This is a genomic window from Cupriavidus sp. 291-E7, from assembly GCF_057798835.1.
Map to the genome: position 1 here is coordinate 191,945 of NZ_JBYOJV010000002.1, position 16,188 is coordinate 208,132.

A 16,188-nucleotide genomic window follows, 5' to 3' on the forward strand; every position below is an offset into this window, starting at 1 on the left:
CCGGCGTGCCGCAAAGTGCCTTTACGCACAGAAGTTTTCCGCGGCAGCCGGGGTGTGATTTGGTAGAATGCAAGGCATGGCGACGTCCGAAGCTTCCATCAATCTCACCAATCAGTTCCTGATTGCCATGCCGGGCATGGCAGATCCGACGTTTTCGGGTTCCGTTGTCTACCTCTGCGAGCATAACGAGCGTGGCGCGCTCGGTCTGGTGATCAACCGGCCGATCGACATCGACATGGCCACGCTGTTCGACAAGATCGATCTCAAGCTCGAAATCCAGCCTGTTGCCCACCAGCCGGTCTACTTTGGCGGCCCGGTGCAGACCGAGCGCGGCTTTGTGCTGCATGATCCGGTCGGCATCTATGTGTCGTCGCTGGCAGTGCCCGGCGGGCTGGAGATGACCACTTCCAAGGACGTGCTCGAAGCCGTGGCCAACGGCAGCGGCCCGCACCGGTTTCTGCTGACGCTTGGCTATGCAGGCTGGGGCGCCGGCCAGCTCGAGGACGAACTGAGCCGCAACGGCTGGCTGACTGTCCAGGCCGATCCCGAAATCATTTTCAGCGTGCCGCCCGAAGAGCGCTTCGCGGCAGCCGTGCGCCTGCTTGGCATCGATGTGACGATGCTGTCGGGCGAGGCCGGGCATGCCTGAGCAGGCGGGGCGCGAGACGCCCCGCGACGGCACGGTGCTCGCCTTCGACTATGGCGAGAAAAAAATCGGCGTGGCGCTTGGCAATTTCATCACGCGGCAAGCTCGTGCACTGACAATTCTTCCCAATGTGACGGTGGAAGCCCGCTTCCAGGCAATTGGCGCGCTGATCCAGGAGTGGACTCCCGTCCAGCTGGTGGTTGGCATGCCGGTCAACCCGGAGGCAGGCCCCGATGACGAGGAACAAGCCTCGATACGGCTTGCGCGACGCTTTGGCAACCAGTTGAACGGGCGCTACAACTTGCCTGTGGAGTGGGTGGACGAGCGATATTCGTCGCGCGCCGCCTCGATGGCCGGGGCAAAGCGCGGTGCGCTGGACGCCGAGGCCGCACGGATCATCCTGCAACAGTATTTCGACGAAATCCCGCTATGACCCAGACCTCCACTCCCGACGCCGAGGCGCTCTATCACGCGCTGCGCGACCAGGCCCAGGCGCTGATGCCGCCCAATGACCGCGCAAGCTGGTCGGTGGCGGGCATCCACTCGGGCGGCGCCTGGATTGCCGAACGGCTGGCGGCGGACCTGAAGCTGGGCGAGCATGGCGTGATCAACGTGGCCTTTCACCGCGACGACTACGCCAAGAAGGGCCTGCACAGCCAGGCGCAGCCAACCACGCTGCCCTTCTCCGTGCAGGACCGCAACATTCTGCTGATCGACGATGTGTTGGCCACGGGCCGCACTATCCGTGCCGCCGTGAACGAATTGTTCGACTATGGCCGCCCGGCGCGCGTGGCGCTGGCCGTGCTGGCCGACCGTGGTGGCCGCGAACTGCCGTTCGCCGCCGATTACGCTGCGACCTCCATCGAGCTGCCCCAGGACAAGACACTGGTGCTGTCACGCCAGGGCGAAGGCGCGGCAACGCGCTTTGCCTTTGCGACGGAGGCCCGCGCCTGAGAGTGTCAACCCGAGACGCCGCCAGAGTCGTCAAGCCCCCAAGCCGTACCCAGACCGAACCCGCCAGACCGAACCCGCGCCCGACCGACCTGCCATGACCAAGATGTTCCGCAACCCGCAGCTCACCCGAAACGGAGAGCTCAAGCACCTGTTGTCGATCGAGGGGCTGTCGCGTGACATGATCACGCACATCCTCGACACCGCCAGCCAGTTCGTCTCGCTGTCCGACTCCGATCGCGACGTCAAGAAGGTGCCGCTGCTGCGCGGCAAGAGCGTGTTCAACCTGTTCTTCGAGAACTCCACGCGCACACGTACCACGTTCGAGATCGCCGCCAAGCGGCTGTCGGCGGACGTGCTGAATCTGAATATCAATGCATCGTCGACCAGCAAGGGTGAATCGTTGCTGGACACGATCAACAACCTGTCGGCGATGTCGGCCGACATGTTCGTGGTGCGCCACGCCAGCTCCGGTGCCCCGTACCTGATCGCCGAGCACGTGGCACCGCACGTGCACGTGATCAACGCCGGCGACGGCCGCCACGCGCACCCGACGCAGGGCCTGCTGGACATGTACACGATCCGGCATTTCAAGAAGGATTTCACGAACCTGACGGTGGCTATCGTCGGCGACATCCTGCACTCGCGCGTGGCCCGCTCGGACATCCACGCGCTGACCACGCTGGGCGTGCCGGAAGTGCGCGCGATCGGGCCGCGCACGCTGCTGCCGTCTGGCCTGGAGCAGATGGGTGTGCGTGTCTTCCACAACATGGAAGAGGGGCTGAAGGGCGTGGACGTGGTGATCATGCTGCGCCTGCAGAACGAACGGATGAGCGGCGCGCTGCTGCCGTCGGCTCAGGAATATTTCAAGGCCTACGGCCTGACGCCGGAGCGCCTGGCGCTGGCCAAGCCGGACGCCATCGTGATGCACCCGGGCCCGATGAACCGCGGCGTGGAGATTGACTCCGCCGTGGCCGACGGCCCGCAGTCGGTGATCCTGAATCAGGTGACCTTCGGCATCGCGGTACGGATGGCGGTGATGGGCATCGTCGCCGGCAACAACGATTGAGTAGCACCTTGGGTACAACGAACAGCACATCGCAAGAAAACATGAAGATCTGCATCCAGGGTGGCCGCCTGATCGATCCGGCCGCAAACGTCGACGCCGAACAGGACCTGTATATCGCCGCCGGCAAGGTTGTCGGCGTGGGCCAGGCGCCCGCCGATTTCAACCCCAACAAGACCATCGACGCGCGCGGCATGATCGTGTGCCCGGGCCTGGTGGACCTGTCCGCGCGCCTGCGCGAGCCGGGCTATGAATACAAGGCCACGCTCGAATCCGAAGTTGCCGCCGCCACGGCCGGCGGGGTGACCAGCCTGGTCTGCCCGCCCGATACCGACCCCGTGCTCGATGAACCGGGCCTGGTCGAGATGCTGAAGTTCCGTGCGCGCCGGCTGAACCAGACGCACGTCTATCCGCTCGGCGCGCTGACGGTGGGCCTCAAGGGCGAGGCGCTGACCGAGATGGGCCAGCTGACCGAGGCCGGTTGCGTGGGCTTCAGCCAGGCTGAGATGCCGATCCACGACACCAAGGTGCTGCAACGGGCGATGCAGTACGCGCAGACGTTCGGCTTTACGCTGTGGCTGCGCCCCGAGGACCCGTTCCTGGGTGGTGGCGTGGCAGCCAGCGGCGCCGTGGCATCGCGGCTGGGGCTGTCGGGCGTGTCGGTGATTGCCGAAACGGTCCGCTTGCACACGATTTTCGAATTGATGCGCACCACGGGCGCGCGTGTGCACCTCTGCCGTCTGTCCTCGGCCGCCGGGCTGGAACTCGTGCGCCAGGCCCGCAAGGAAGGCCTGCCGGTGACCTGCGACGTCAACATCCACCATGTGTCACTGACCGACATGGACATCGGCTTCTTCAACAGCCAGATGCGCTTCACGCCGCCGCTGCGCAGCGCGCGCGACCGCGATGCCATCGTGGCCGCGCTGGCCGACGGCACCATCGATGCGTTGTGCTCCGACCACACTCCGGTCGACGATGATGAGAAACTGCTGCCGTTCGCGGAAGCCACGCCGGGCGCCACCGGCCTGGAACTGCTGCTGCCGCTGACGCTGCGCTGGGCGGCCGAACACAAGGTGCCGCTGGTCAAGGCGCTGGGGCGCATCACGAGCGATCCCGCGCGCGTGATCGGCCTGCACGCCGGATCGCTGACCACGGGCAGCGCCGCCGACGTCTGCGTGTTCGACCCCAAGCAAGTCTGGAAGGTGGAGCGTGCCGCACTGAAGAGCCAGGGCAAGAATTCGCCGTGGCTGGGCTACGAGATGGAAGGGCGCGTGCGCACGACGCTGGTCGATGGCCAGGTCGTCTACGAGCAGCGCTGACAGCGGACGGCCAGCAAGGCTAACGGAGTTTGACGATGATCTGGCTACGCAAGCTGCGGCTGGGGTGCCATTTGTTGCGCGGGATACTGTTCTGCGCAACGGTCTTCCCGTGGGCAAGCGCTCACCTGCGTGAGCGCTTGATCCGCGAATGGTCGCGCAAGCTGCTGGCGATTTGCGGGATCGAGGTGGAGGTGCAGGGCCTGAAGCCCGGTGAGCCGGCGCCGAAGGGTGCCATGCTGGTGTCCAACCACGTCTCGTGGCTCGATATCTATGTGATCCATAGCTGGCAGCCGGTACGCTTCGTTGCCAAGTCGGAAATCCGCAGCTGGCCCGTGATTGGCTGGTTGTGCGACAAGACGGGCACGATCTTCATCGAGCGTGCCAGCAAGCGCGACGCCCATCGCGTGCTCCATCACATTACCGACGTGATGCGGCAGGGCGACCTGGTGTGCGTGTTCCCCGAGGGCACAACCACCGATGGCAGCAAGGTGTTGCCGTTCCACGCCAACCTGATGCAGGCGCCCGTTTCCGGCGGCCTGCCGGTGCAACCGGTGGGCCTGAGCTACCTGGATGCCGCCACCGGCAAGCCGACGCTGGCACCGGCGTATATCGACGACATCACGTTGATGCAGTGCCTCAATGCCATCCTGAACTCGCCACCAATCAAGGTGCGGCTGACGCTCGGCCCGCAGCTGGTGGCGCATTCGGCCAGCCGGCGGGAGCTGGCGGCGGCGGCCCGCGATGTGGTGGTGCATCTGATAGAAGGCACGCCGGAAGCGGCTGGCGAGGTGGTCGAAAGGCTACATCAGCCGCCGCTGGCGGTGCCGCAGCCTGCGGCTGCCACGCCTTGAAGGCCCAGTCGATCCCCGCTCGCGCGGGGATTCGTTTTTTCAGGCCAGTGGATCAGAATACTGCGGGCACTCGACCTGGACGATAGTTCGTGCGTCCGGATCGCGCGCCAGCCGGGCGGCGGTGAGCTTGCCTCCCCAGACGCAGCCGGTATCCAGCGCCATCAGGTCTGGGCGCACGACGAGGCCGAGCGTCGACCAGTGTCCGCACACCACGGTGACGTCACCGGCGGTGCGTCGACCCGGGACATCGAACCAGGGCATGACACCGGCCGGCGCCTTGCCCAGCCCTTCCTTGGTCTTGAGATCCATGACGCCGTCCGCGGAGCAGAAGCGCAACCGGGTCAGCGCGTTGACGACGACCCGATGCCGCTCGATACCGCGAAGGCTGTCGTCCCAACGGTTCGCCGCGTTGCCGAAGACGTCGGCCAGGAAGCCTTGCCAGTTTGCGCCCTGAAGCTCGGCTTCGACCTCGCGCGCCAGGTCGGCCACCTGGCTGGCTGTCCATTGCGGCAGGACGCCTGCGTGAACGATCAGGAAGTCGTCTTCCCGAATCGCCAGTGGCTGGTGGCGCAGCCATGTGAGTAATTCATCACAATCTGCGGCGTTGAGAATGTCGTCCAGGGTGTCGGATTTGCCCTTCTTACGGACCCCGGCTGCGACCGCGAGCAGATGGATGTCGTGGTTGCCGAGGACGGTCTGGGCACGGGCGGCCATGCCTTTTACCGCGCGGAGCGTCTCCAGCGAGGCCGGACCGCGGTTGACCAGATCGCCGACAAAGCGCAGCGAAGCATGCGCGGGAAGTCGTTCCAGCAGGTCGGAAAGGGACGGGGCGCAGCCCTGCAGATCGCCAATTGCGAATGGGGAGTCTGACAGGGGACGATTAGCGGACATTGGAAATTGCCGATTATAAAAATAGGAAGAAGAGCTAGAAGGTGCGTCTGCACAGTACCCCACAATCGATTTGGCGAATCGTTACAACACGCTACAAAAAGTTAGGGGTCAGGCCCGGGTTAGGGGCTGGGGTCAGATAGAATACCGCCACTTCCAAAAGGACTTAAGGACTCCGCCATCCTCCCACAGGAACAGGCGGGCGGCCGGCTTTTGTCGGCAAATCGAAACATATCGAAGGCAGGGGAGCAAGCATTTTGTCGTACATTTTGGTCACGGGCGGAGCGGGTTTCATCGGCGCGAATTTTGTCCTCGACTGGCTGGCACAGCCGGGCGCGGACAGCGTTGTAAACGTCGACAAGCTGACGTACGCCGGGAATCTCAAGACGCTGGCATCGCTCGATGGCGATGCGAGGCATGTGTTCTCGCAAACCGACATTTGTGACCGCGCCGCACTTGATCAACTGCTGAATACCTACCAGCCTCGCGCTGTTGTGCACTTCGCGGCGGAAAGCCATGTGGATCGCTCCATCCACGGTCCCGCGGACTTCATTCAGACCAACATCGTCGGATCGTTCACGCTGCTGGAAGCTGTCCGTAGCTACTGGGGCAAGCTTGAGGGCGCCGCGAAGGCAGACTTCCGCCTCCTCCACGTCTCCACCGACGAGGTATTCGGATCGCTGGGTCCGCAGGATCCGCAGTTTTCCGAATCCACGGCCTATGCGCCGAATAGCCCGTATTCCGCGTCGAAGGCCGCGTCCGATCATCTGGTCCGCGCCTATCACCACACCTACGGCCTGCCGGTCGTGACGACGAACTGTTCGAACAACTACGGGCCATATCATTTCCCCGAGAAACTGATCCCGCTGATGATTACCAACGCACTGGCGGGCAAGGCGCTGCCCGTGTATGGCGACGGTCATAACGTGCGTGACTGGTTGTATGTGGGCGACCATTGCAGCGCGATCCGCGAGGTACTGGCGCGTGGCCGGCTGGGCGAAACCTATAACGTCGGCGGCTGGAACGAGAAGACCAATCTCGAGGTTGTGCATACCTTGTGCGATCTGCTCGACGAGCTCAAGCCCAAGGCGGCGGGCTCCTATCGCGACCAGATCACGTTCGTGAAGGATCGACCGGGCCACGACCGCCGATATGCCATCGACGCCCGCAAGCTGGAGCGCGAACTGGGCTGGCGGCCTGCCGAAACGTTCGAGACTGGCCTGCGCAAAACAGTCCGCTGGTATCTGGACAATCAGGCGTGGGTCAAGGATGTGGTCTCCGGTGAATACCGGCACTGGGTGGCGAAGCAATATGCAGCATAAGGCGGCCACTCCCACGATTCTTGTAACAGGAAGCAACGGTCAGGTCGGATTCGAACTTCGACGTAGTCTCGCGCCTCTGGGCAACGTTGTCGCGCTCGATAGGGCAGCGTGCGATTTGTCGCGCCCTGCCGTCGTGCGCGATGTGCTGCGTACCCTGCAGCCAACGGTAATTGTCAATGCGGGAGCCTACACGGCCGTAGACCAGGCGGAGACCGATTCTGATCGCGCATTTGCGATTAATGCCGAGGCGCCGCGCGTGCTGGCGGAGGAAGCTCGCGCGCTGGGAGCGCTGCTTGTGCATTACTCCACCGACTACGTGTTCGCAGGCAGTGGCACCACGCCGTATGTGGAATCCGATGCCACGGGTCCGCTCTCGGTGTACGGAAAGAGCAAGCTGGCGGGTGAGGAAGGCATAGCTGCAACCGGCGCCCAGTCGGTTATCCTGCGAACGTCCTGGGTGGCCGGTGCGCACGGCGCGAATTTCTGCAAGACCATGCTGAAGCTGGGCCGCGAGCGTGAGACGCTGCGGGTGATTGCCGATCAGTTTGGTGCACCAACCACGGCGGCCTTGATTGCCGACGTAACAGCCCACATCGTGGACCGGGCATGGCTTCGTGGAGACCGCGAGGCGCTTTTGTCCGGCATTTATCATCTCGCCGCAGCAGGTGAAACGTCGTGGCATGGTTACGCGACGGAAGTGCTTCGCTATGCGGCCAGCAAAGGCGTTGCGCTAAAAGTTGCCGCCGAAGAAATCGAGGCCATTCCTGCGGCAGCCTATCCGTTGCCGGCACCTCGCCCATCCAATTCGAGACTGAACACCGACAAACTGCGCGAGACATTTGCGGTTTATCTTCCGGACTGGCGACAGGGTGTGCACTACCTGCTTGACCAGATTCTTTCCTGATATCGATATCATGCGCAAAGGCATTATCTTGGCCGGGGGCTCCGGTACCAGGCTCTATCCAATTACAAAGTCGGTGTCGAAGCAGCTTATGCCTGTGTACGACAAGCCGATGATCTACTATCCGCTATCCACACTGATGCTGGCTGGGATTCGGGACATCCTGATCATCTCCACGCCCGAGGATACCGGACGCTTCTCTGACATGCTTGGCGATGGCGCGCACTGGGGACTCAATCTCCAATACGCGGTGCAGCCGTCGCCGGACGGCCTTGCGCAGGCATTCATCATCGGCCGCGACTTCATTGGCAATGACCCGTCCACGCTGATCCTCGGTGACAACATTTTTCACGGTCACGATCTCGTGGCGCAGTTGAGCCGTACCGCCGCAAGGCAGGAGGGCGCCACCGTGTTCGCGTATCACGTGCACGATCCCGAGCGCTATGGGGTGGTTGAGTTCGATGAACAATTCCGTGCGCTTTCGCTGGAAGAAAAGCCGATCAAGCCTCGCTCGAATTATGCCGTTACCGGATTGTATTTTTACGACAATCAGGTTTGCGACATCGCCGCCGAGGTTCAACCGTCCGAGCGTGGCGAACTTGAGATTACCGACGTCAACAAGCGCTACCTTGAACTGGGCAAGCTCGATGTTGAGATCATGGGTCGGGGCTATGCATGGCTCGACACCGGTACTCACGAATCGCTGCTGGAAGCCGCAACGTTCATTGCCACGCTGCAGAAGCGTCAAGGGCTCATGGTTGCGTGCCCGGAAGAGATTGCCTACAGGAATCGATGGATCAGCGCGGAGCAGGTTGCCGTGCTGGCGAATCCGCTGTTGAAAAACTGGTATGGCAAATATCTCATGCAGGTGATCTCGGAGTCAGTGAAATGAATCTGACGGTTACTCCGACATCGCTGCCCGAGGTATTGGTGGTCGAGCCAAAGGTTTTTGGCGACGACCGTGGTTTCTTCTTCGAAAGCTTCAACGCGCGCAACTTCGAACAGGCCACGGGTGTGAGCCGGGCGTTTGTCCAGGACAATCATTCCCGGTCCGCCCAGAATGTCCTGCGCGGTTTGCATTATCAGGTACAGCACCCTCAGGGCAAGCTGGTCCGTGTGCTGACGGGCGAGATTTTCGATGTCGCGGTCGACCTGCGGCGCGGATCCCCCCGTTTTGGCAAATGGGTCGGCATGCTGCTATCCGCCGCCAACAAGCGGCAGCTGTGGGTGCCGGAAGGGTTCGCGCATGGCTTCGTGGTGGTTTCCGAGGAGGCCGAGGTTCTCTACAAGACCACGGACTACTGGTATCCCGAACATGAGCGTTCGCTGGCTTGGAACGACCCCACCATTGGCATCGACTGGCCGTTGTCCGGTGCGCCTGTGCTCGCTGCCAAGGATGCGGCCGCTCCAATGCTGGCCGATGCGGACCTTCCAACCATGACGGGTGATCAGGCGGCATGATTTGCTACGTTTGGTCGCGGCCCAATTGCGCCCTCGTGCTGGAGTGAACCGCATGGCTGCGCGAGAGAAAATCCTGTTCTGTGGCAATTCGGCCTGGGGGATGTACCAGTTCCGCCACGGAGTACTCGAGGCGTTGATTGCTGACGGCTACGAGGTGCATGTGGTGGCGCCCGCGGACCATGTTTCAGCGGCGCTGGAAGCGCTCGGCTGTGTGTTCCACCCAGTGCAGATGTCCCCCCAGGGCTACAATCCGCTGGAGGATTTGCGTCTGATATTCGTCCTGAGTTCGCTGTACCGGCGCATCGGGCCGAAAATCATTTTTCATTACACCATCAAGCCGAATATTTACGGATCGGTGGCGGCATGGCTGGCCGGCGCGAAGTCAATCGCCATCACCACCGGGCTTGGTTATGTATTTATCAATGTCGGCCTGGTGTCGTGGGTCAGCAAGTTGCTGTATCGGATTGCATTGCGCTTTCCGCAAGCGGTCTGGTTCCTGAATCATGAAGATCGCGGCGCGTTTGTTACGGGGCGCCTGGTTGATTCGTCCAAATGTGTCGTATTGCCGGGTGAAGGCGTAGACCTGACGTATTTCCGCCACCTTGCCGAGCCGACGGGACATGCCACGGAGGGTTTCACATTCCTGCTGATTGCCCGGCTGCTTCGGGACAAGGGCATTGGTGAGTATGTGGAGGCTGCACGCCAACTGCGGCAGCGCTATCCCAACGTGCGCTTTCAGTTGCTTGGGCCTGATGGTGCTTCCAATCCGAGTGCCATTCCTGTCGAGGAAGCGCTGCAATGGCAGGCGGAGGGTGTCATCGAATACCTTGGCGAAGCCAGCGACGTGCGGCCAGCCATTGTGGCAGCGGACTGCGTGGTGCTGCCTTCCTATCGCGAAGGTGTGCCGCGTGTGCTGCTGGAGGCTGCGGCAATGGAGCGCCCGATCATTGCGACGAATGTCCCGGGGTGCAAGGATATCGTTGAACACGGCGTTAACGGACTCCTGTGCGAAAAGCAGAGCGCCGAAGACCTGGCCAAGCAAATGGAAGCGATGCTCGCGCTCGGTGAGCCGGCACGCCGCGAAATGGGCCGGGCAGGGCGCATGAAGGTGCAGCAAGAATTTGATGTGAAGAAGGTGGTGGCCCACTATCGGAGCGTCATTCAGGCATTTGCTTGAATGGCGCCTTTGCCATCGCACGGACTACAAGATTCGACTACGGAACTGGTGATTTCAATGACGTTCATTCCGGTGATTCTGTCGGGTGGTGCCGGGACAAGGCTGTGGCCGGTGTCCCGGGAATTTCATCCCAAACCGTTCATCCGCCTGCCGGATTCACAGAGCCTGCTGCAGAAGGCTTTCCTGCGCGCGGCGGCATTGCCCGACGTGGCGGAAGTCCTCACTGTTACCAATCGCGAACTATTCTTCAAGACGGAAGATGAGTATCGCGAAATCAATGCGGCACACACGCCTGTTTCCTACATTCTTGAGCCATTTGGCCGTAATACATCGGCGGCCGTAGTTGCCGCCGCACTGCATGCGGCCAAGACGCACGGTGACGATGCGGTTCTGTTGATTCTTGCCGCGGACCACCTGATTTCCGATCAGGCCGCATTCGCCGATGCCGTGGGCAAGGCGCGTGCGCTGGCGCTGGCTGGCCACCTGGTGACGCTGGGCATTCGACCGGATGCCCCCGAGACGGGCTATGGCTATATCGAGGCCGATGGCAACCGTGTGAACCGGTTCGTCGAGAAGCCGAGTGCGGAGAAGGCGGCCGAATATCTTGCGGCGGGCAACTACCTGTGGAACTCGGGGATTTTCTGCTTCACCGCGGGAACGGTTTTGGCCGAGTTTGAGAAGCACGCCAGCGAGGTTCTGGAGTCGATGCGCGACTGCCTGGCCGGATCACGCGTCGTAACGGCAGCGGGTATGTCGCAGACCGAGTTGTTGGCCGCGCAATTTGAAAATGTGCCCAATATCTCGATCGACTATGCGTTGATGGAGAAGTCGGACAAGCTGGCCGTGGTCCCGTGTGAAATTGGCTGGAGTGACGTTGGATCGTGGAATGCCATTGGTGCACTGGCCGGCGCGGATTGCAGCGGCAACTGCATCGAAGGCGAGGCGCTGTTGCACGACACCTCGAATTGCTATGTGCGTGGAGAGGATCGCGTGGTGGGCATGGTTGGCGTCAGTGACCTGGTGGTCATCGATACGGCCGACGCCCTGCTCGTGGCGCACAAGGATCGCACGCAGGAAGTGAAGGAGATCGTCCGCAAGCTCAGCGAGCGTGGCCACGAATCGAGCAAGATTCATCGGACGGTACATCGCCCGTGGGGGACGTACACGGTAGTGGGCGGTGGCGATCGCTTCAAGATCAAGCGGATCGAGGTCAAGCCTGGCGCGTCGTTGTCGCTGCAGATGCATTACCACCGCAGCGAACATTGGATCGTGGTCAATGGCATGGCCAAGGTGATCAACGGCGAGCGAGAGATGCTGATCAACACCAACGAATCGACCTACATCCCGGCCGGCAATCGCCATCGGCTGGAAAACCCCGGCAAGCTTCCGCTGGTAATGATCGAAGTGCAGTGCGGGGACTATCTGGCGGAAGACGACATCGTCCGCTTTGAAGACACGTACGGCCGGATTTGAATAAAGGACACCGAAATTCTATGAGCAAAGTTGCACTGATTACAGGTATCACAGGACAGGATGGTGCCTATCTGGCCGAGTTTCTGCTTGCTAAGGGCTACCACGTCCACGGCATCAAGCGGAGGACGTCGCTGTTCAATACGGATCGTATTGACCATCTGTTCCATGATCCCCACTCCGGTGGCCCGAATATGGAGCTTCACCACGGCGATCTGACAGACTCAAGCAGCCTGCTGCGCATTATCGCCAAGGTGCAGCCGACCGAGATTTACAACCTCGCGGCGCAGAGCCACGTACAGGTTTCGTTCGAGGAGCCGGAGTACACCGCCAACTCGGACGGTATCGGAGCGCTGCGCGTACTGGAGGCAATCCGTATTCTGGGCCTTGAAAAGACCGCGCGTTTCTATCAGGCATCGACCTCGGAACTGTATGGTCTGGTTCAGGAAGTGCCCCAGAAGGAAACCACGCCGTTCTATCCCCGCAGCCCCTACGCTGTGGCCAAGCTGTACGCGTATTGGATTACGGTCAATTATCGCGAATCGTATGGCCTGTACGCGTGCAACGGCATCCTGTTCAACCACGAAAGCCCGATTCGCGGCGAGACTTTCGTGACGCGCAAGATTACGCGCGCGCTGGCCCGCATTGCTTTGGGCATGCAGGACTGCCTGTATCTGGGCAACATGGATGCGCTACGCGACTGGGGTCATGCTCGTGACTACGTCACGATGCAATGGCTCATGCTGCAGCAGGAAAAGCCCGAGGATTTCGTGATTGCCACGGGTGAGCAGCACAGCGTTCGTGAGTTCGTAGACCTCTCCGCTCGTGAACTGGGAATTACGCTGCGCTGGCAGGGCAAGGGCGTGGACGAGGTCGGGATCGTCGAGAAAGTCGAGAACGACACCTATGCGCCGCACGTCAAGGTTGGCTCGACCATAGTCCGTGTGGACCCGCGCTATTTCCGGCCGGCGGAAGTGGAGACGCTGCTTGGTGACGCCACCAAGGCACGTGAAAAGCTCGGCTGGACGCCGGAGACATCGTTCGCCGAGCTGGTCGCAGAGATGGCCAAGTCCGACGCGGTACTGGCGGCGCGCGAGAAGGCCGTGCTGGGTCGCGGCCTGAAGGTGTTCCGTCCGGATCTTGGAGAAAAGTAACGTGGCATCTGGTCCCATCCTGCTGACTGGCGGTACTGGCATGGTCGGGCGCAACCTGCTCGATTTTGCAGCGGAGCGCAATATCGAGATCGTGGCGCCCACCAGCCGCGAGTTCGATCTGCGCAACTTCGATGCGGTGCGCGGTTTCCTGCGCGATCTCCAGCCCTCATGCGTCGTGCATGCCGCCGGCCGTGTTGGCGGTATTCAGGCCAACATTCGCGAACCCGTGGCGTTCCTCGTGGACAACTGGGACATGGGCAAGAATCTGTTGATGGCGGCGCGCGAGACAAACGTGAAGCGGGTGCTGAACCTCGGCAGCTCGTGCATGTATCCGCGTAACAGCCCGGATGCGCTGCGCGAGGAAGAGGTGCTGACCGGACAGCTGGAGCCCACGAACGAAGGCTATGCACTGGCCAAGTGTGCCGTTGCACGACTGGGCGACTACATCAGCCGTGAAACGCCGGACTTCCAGTACAAGACGCTGATTCCCTGCAATCTTTATGGCAGGTACGACAAGTTCGATCCGCAGCACTCGCATCTGGTGCCGGCAATCATCCACAAGCTCCACCAGGCCAAGATCACCGGCAATGACGTAGTGGATATCTGGGGTGACGGCACGGCGCGACGCGAATTCCTGTACGCCGGCGATCTCGCGGATGCCATCCTGACCAGTATCGAACGCTTTGATGCGTTGCCGGGATTGCTGAATATCGGACTCGGCCATGACTATGAAGTCAACGAGTACTACCGCACCGCGGCCGACGTCATCGGTTACAAGGGCCAGTTCGTCCACGATCGTTCGAAGCCGGTCGGAATGAGCCGCAAGCTGGTTGATATCAGCCGGGCCAGCGAACTGGGATGGAACGCGAAGACGTCGCTAGTCGACGGACTTCGCGCGACCTATGACTATTATTTGAATCAATTGGGGTGATGGATGCCGTATTCGCTTGCTAGTACCACGTGGGATCAGGAAGAACTCGATGCGATGCAGAGCGTTATCGCCTCCGGCATGTTTACGATGGGTAAGCATGTGGGCGAGTTCGAAAAAGTGTTTGCCGAAAGCGTCGGCAGCCGCTACTGCGTCATGGTGAATTCGGGTTCGTCGGCCAACCTGGTAATGGTCGGGGCGCTACGTTTTCGCAAGCAGAACCCTCTGAATGCCGGTGATGAAATCATTGTTCCGGCGGTATCGTGGAGCACCACATACCACCCGCTGCAGCAGTATGGCCTGCGGCTCCGGTTTGTCGACGTCGACCGCGAAACGCTGAACTATGACCTCGATGCGCTGGCAGCGGCAATTACGCCCGAGACGCGCGCGATCATGGTGGTCAACCTGCTGGGCAATCCCAACGATTTCGCGCGTCTGCGCAGCATCATTGGCGAGCGCAACATCGATATCATCGAAGATAACTGCGAGTCGATGGGTGCGACCTTCGAAGGCCGCCAGGCTGGCACCTTCGGTTTGATGGGTACGTATTCGTCCTTTTTCAGCCACCATATCTCGACGATGGAAGGCGGAATGGTGGTGACCGATGACGAAGAGCTGTACCACATCCTTCTGTCCCTGCGCGCGCATGGCTGGACGCGTAACTTGCCCAAGCAAAATCACGTCTGCGGTACGAAGAGCGACAACCCGTTCGAGGAGTCGTTCCGGTTTGTGCTGCCGGGCTATAACGTGCGTCCGCTTGAGCTGAGCGGCGCGATTGGCATTCCGCAGGTGCGCAAGCTTCCGGGCATGGTGGCAGAGCGACGCCGCAATGCGGAGAAGTTCCAGGCCCTGATGTCGCGCGTGCGTTATCTGCGCACGCAGCGTGAAATCGGTCAAAGCAGCTGGTTTGGCTTCAGCCTGATCGTGGAACCCGATGCCCCGTTCTCGCGCGCCGATCTGATCAAATCATTTACGAAGCACGAAATCGATGTGCGGCCTATCGTTGCCGGAAACTTTGCGAAAAACGAAGTGCTGAAGTGGTATGACTACAGCATTCATGGAAGCCTGGTTAATGCGGAAGAGATCGATCGTGCCGGCTGCTTCATCGGTAACCATCATTACCCGCTGGACAGCGAGTTCAAACTTCTTGAGAGCGCCCTGGCTGAACTACCGGGCGCAATAGGCTGATGCAGAATACCCTGAACGCCCCCGAGCACAAGATGTCGGCTGAGGCCAAGCCGGAGACGGTAATTTCTCCGCGGCCCGATGCAAGTCACTACTGGCGCGATCTTTGGCGCTTCCGTGAGCTGCTCATGCTTCTTGTGTGGCGGGACGTGCTGGTGCGGTACAAGCAGACCGCGATGGGAATGAGCTGGGCCATTCTCCGTCCGCTGACAACGATGCTGGTGTTCACGCTGGTCTTCGGCAAGCTTGCCAAGTTGCCGTCCAACGACTCGCCGTATGCATTGCTTGTATTCGCCGGCATGCTGCCGTGGCAGTTCTTTTCGGCAACGTTCTCGGATGCGGGTAACAGTGTGGTCGGCAACGGGCACATTATCTCGAAGGTGTATTTCCCGCGGCTGATCGTACCGCTTAGCGCGTTGTTTGTTGGTGTCGTGGATTTCGCCACCGCGGGCGTTGTATATCTGGGTCTGTCGTTGTTCTACCTGCACGTGCCTGGCTGGCAGATCGTGTTTCTGCCGCTGTTCGTGTTGCTGCTGTGCATGTTTGTGCTGGCGTGCAGCCTGTGGGTGGCGTCCCTGAATGTTAGCTACCGGGATTTCCGTTTCCTGGTACCGGTGGCCATCCAGTTGGGTGCCTATCTTTCGCCGGTAGGCTTCGCCAGTTCGATCGTGCCGGAGAAGTGGCGGCTGTTGTATTCGCTCAATCCGATGGTTGGGATTATCGACGGCTTCCGCTGGTGTCTGCTTGGCGGACAGAATCCATTGCACTGGGATGCACTGGCTATCTCCATCACGGTCACGATCGTCTTGCTTGTCCCGGGCATCCGGTTTTTCCGCCGGACTGAAAGTGGTTTCGCGGATCTGATGTAA

The 16,188-nt window shown here is 61.1% G+C and carries 17 protein-coding genes; 16 read left to right on the forward strand and 1 reads right to left on the reverse strand.

Features of this window, described 5'->3' with window-relative positions:
* Positions 1–76 precede the first annotated feature (76 nt).
* The 6 genes from AC3FLX_RS03775 (at position 77) to AC3FLX_RS03800 (ending at position 4,833) form a co-directional block, all read left to right on the forward strand.
* The gene (locus tag AC3FLX_RS03775; RefSeq protein WP_488694008.1) at positions 77–649 is read left to right on the forward strand and encodes a YqgE/AlgH family protein; all 573 of its coding nucleotides are present in this window, start codon (positions 77–79) and stop codon (positions 647–649) included.
* The gene (gene ruvX, locus AC3FLX_RS03780) at positions 642–1,079 is read left to right on the forward strand and encodes a Holliday junction resolvase RuvX (protein ID WP_488694010.1); all 438 of its coding nucleotides are present in this window, start codon (positions 642–644) and stop codon (positions 1,077–1,079) included. The genes AC3FLX_RS03775 and ruvX overlap by 8 nt, the downstream gene beginning before the upstream one ends.
* Positions 1,076–1,600 carry a bifunctional pyr operon transcriptional regulator/uracil phosphoribosyltransferase PyrR gene (gene pyrR, locus AC3FLX_RS03785; protein WP_488694012.1) on the forward strand — a complete coding sequence of 175 codons (525 nt, stop codon included), beginning with the start codon at positions 1,076–1,078 and terminating at the stop codon, positions 1,598–1,600. The genes ruvX and pyrR overlap by 4 nt, the downstream gene beginning before the upstream one ends.
* A 94-nt stretch (positions 1,601–1,694) precedes the next feature.
* The gene (locus AC3FLX_RS03790) at positions 1,695–2,666 is read left to right on the forward strand and encodes an aspartate carbamoyltransferase catalytic subunit (protein ID WP_092601577.1); all 972 of its coding nucleotides are present in this window, start codon (positions 1,695–1,697) and stop codon (positions 2,664–2,666) included.
* A 41-nt stretch (positions 2,667–2,707) separates the two neighbouring features.
* Complete coding sequence (locus AC3FLX_RS03795) at positions 2,708–3,982, forward strand: dihydroorotase (protein ID WP_488694014.1); 1,275 nt, start codon at positions 2,708–2,710, stop codon at positions 3,980–3,982.
* Positions 3,983–4,017: 35 nt separating this feature from the next.
* Positions 4,018–4,833, forward strand: coding sequence for a lysophospholipid acyltransferase family protein (locus tag AC3FLX_RS03800; protein WP_488694016.1), 816 nt, complete (start codon positions 4,018–4,020; stop codon positions 4,831–4,833).
* Between the two features lie 39 nt (positions 4,834–4,872).
* Here the strand turns inward: AC3FLX_RS03800 and AC3FLX_RS03805 are convergent, their stop codons facing one another.
* Positions 4,873–5,724 (reverse strand): symmetrical bis(5'-nucleosyl)-tetraphosphatase, encoded by an 852-nt coding sequence (locus tag AC3FLX_RS03805; protein ID WP_488694018.1) that lies wholly within the window; start codon positions 5,722–5,724, stop codon positions 4,873–4,875.
* Between the two features lie 254 nt (positions 5,725–5,978).
* Here AC3FLX_RS03805 and rfbB point away from each other — a divergent pair, with 254 nt between their 5' ends.
* From rfbB to AC3FLX_RS03855, 10 genes are read left to right on the forward strand one after another with little or no spacing between them, the layout of a single operon-like run.
* Positions 5,979–7,043, forward strand: coding sequence for a dTDP-glucose 4,6-dehydratase (gene rfbB / locus AC3FLX_RS03810; RefSeq protein ID WP_488694020.1), 1,065 nt, complete (start codon positions 5,979–5,981; stop codon positions 7,041–7,043).
* The gene (gene rfbD / locus AC3FLX_RS03815; protein ID WP_488694022.1) at positions 7,033–7,947 is read left to right on the forward strand and encodes a dTDP-4-dehydrorhamnose reductase; all 915 of its coding nucleotides are present in this window, start codon (positions 7,033–7,035) and stop codon (positions 7,945–7,947) included. The genes rfbB and rfbD overlap by 11 nt, the downstream gene beginning before the upstream one ends.
* Before the next feature lie 10 nt (positions 7,948–7,957).
* Positions 7,958–8,836: a glucose-1-phosphate thymidylyltransferase RfbA gene (rfbA, locus tag AC3FLX_RS03820; RefSeq protein WP_488694702.1), complete on the forward strand. Its 879-nt coding sequence runs from the start codon at positions 7,958–7,960 to the stop codon at positions 8,834–8,836.
* The gene (gene rfbC / locus AC3FLX_RS03825; RefSeq protein WP_488694024.1) at positions 8,833–9,405 is read left to right on the forward strand and encodes a dTDP-4-dehydrorhamnose 3,5-epimerase; all 573 of its coding nucleotides are present in this window, start codon (positions 8,833–8,835) and stop codon (positions 9,403–9,405) included. Before rfbA ends, rfbC begins: the two co-directional genes overlap by 4 nt.
* 52 nt (positions 9,406–9,457) lie before the next feature.
* Complete coding sequence (locus tag AC3FLX_RS03830) at positions 9,458–10,582, forward strand: glycosyltransferase family 4 protein (RefSeq protein ID WP_488694026.1); 1,125 nt, start codon at positions 9,458–9,460, stop codon at positions 10,580–10,582.
* A 57-nt stretch (positions 10,583–10,639) separates the two neighbouring features.
* A complete protein-coding gene (locus tag AC3FLX_RS03835; protein WP_488694028.1) occupies positions 10,640–12,055 on the forward strand; it encodes a mannose-1-phosphate guanylyltransferase/mannose-6-phosphate isomerase in 1,416 nt (471 codons plus the stop codon).
* 20 nt (positions 12,056–12,075) lie between these two features.
* Positions 12,076–13,206: a GDP-mannose 4,6-dehydratase gene (gene gmd, locus AC3FLX_RS03840; protein WP_488694030.1), complete on the forward strand. Its 1,131-nt coding sequence runs from the start codon at positions 12,076–12,078 to the stop codon at positions 13,204–13,206.
* A 1-nt stretch (position 13,207) separates the two neighbouring features.
* Positions 13,208–14,137 carry a GDP-L-fucose synthase family protein gene (locus AC3FLX_RS03845; RefSeq protein ID WP_488694032.1) on the forward strand — a complete coding sequence of 310 codons (930 nt, stop codon included), beginning with the start codon at positions 13,208–13,210 and terminating at the stop codon, positions 14,135–14,137.
* Between the two features lie 3 nt (positions 14,138–14,140).
* Entirely contained in the window at positions 14,141–15,322 is a 1,182-nt protein-coding gene (locus AC3FLX_RS03850) for a DegT/DnrJ/EryC1/StrS family aminotransferase (RefSeq protein ID WP_488694034.1), read from the forward strand.
* Complete coding sequence (locus AC3FLX_RS03855) at positions 15,322–16,188, forward strand: ABC transporter permease (RefSeq protein ID WP_488694036.1); 867 nt, start codon at positions 15,322–15,324, stop codon at positions 16,186–16,188. The genes AC3FLX_RS03850 and AC3FLX_RS03855 overlap by 1 nt, the downstream gene beginning before the upstream one ends.

Coding starts and splice junctions, on each gene's coding strand:
- AC3FLX_RS03775 (WP_488694008.1), top strand. CDS start 77: ATGGCGACGTCCGAAGCTTCCATCAATCTCACCAATCAGTTCCTGATT.
- ruvX (WP_488694010.1), top strand. CDS start 642: ATGCCTGAGCAGGCGGGGCGCGAGACGCCCCGCGACGGCACGGTGCTC.
- pyrR (WP_488694012.1), top strand. CDS start 1,076: ATGACCCAGACCTCCACTCCCGACGCCGAGGCGCTCTATCACGCGCTG.
- AC3FLX_RS03790 (WP_092601577.1), top strand. CDS start 1,695: ATGACCAAGATGTTCCGCAACCCGCAGCTCACCCGAAACGGAGAGCTC.
- AC3FLX_RS03795 (WP_488694014.1), top strand. CDS start 2,708: ATGAAGATCTGCATCCAGGGTGGCCGCCTGATCGATCCGGCCGCAAAC.
- AC3FLX_RS03800 (WP_488694016.1), top strand. CDS start 4,018: ATGATCTGGCTACGCAAGCTGCGGCTGGGGTGCCATTTGTTGCGCGGG.
- AC3FLX_RS03805 (WP_488694018.1), bottom strand. CDS start 5,724: ATGTCCGCTAATCGTCCCCTGTCAGACTCCCCATTCGCAATTGGCGAT.
- rfbD (WP_488694022.1), top strand. CDS start 7,033: ATGCAGCATAAGGCGGCCACTCCCACGATTCTTGTAACAGGAAGCAAC.
- rfbA (WP_488694702.1), top strand. CDS start 7,958: ATGCGCAAAGGCATTATCTTGGCCGGGGGCTCCGGTACCAGGCTCTAT.
- rfbC (WP_488694024.1), top strand. CDS start 8,833: ATGAATCTGACGGTTACTCCGACATCGCTGCCCGAGGTATTGGTGGTC.
- AC3FLX_RS03830 (WP_488694026.1), top strand. CDS start 9,458: ATGGCTGCGCGAGAGAAAATCCTGTTCTGTGGCAATTCGGCCTGGGGG.
- AC3FLX_RS03835 (WP_488694028.1), top strand. CDS start 10,640: ATGACGTTCATTCCGGTGATTCTGTCGGGTGGTGCCGGGACAAGGCTG.
- gmd (WP_488694030.1), top strand. CDS start 12,076: ATGAGCAAAGTTGCACTGATTACAGGTATCACAGGACAGGATGGTGCC.
- AC3FLX_RS03850 (WP_488694034.1), top strand. CDS start 14,141: ATGCCGTATTCGCTTGCTAGTACCACGTGGGATCAGGAAGAACTCGAT.
- AC3FLX_RS03855 (WP_488694036.1), top strand. CDS start 15,322: ATGCAGAATACCCTGAACGCCCCCGAGCACAAGATGTCGGCTGAGGCC.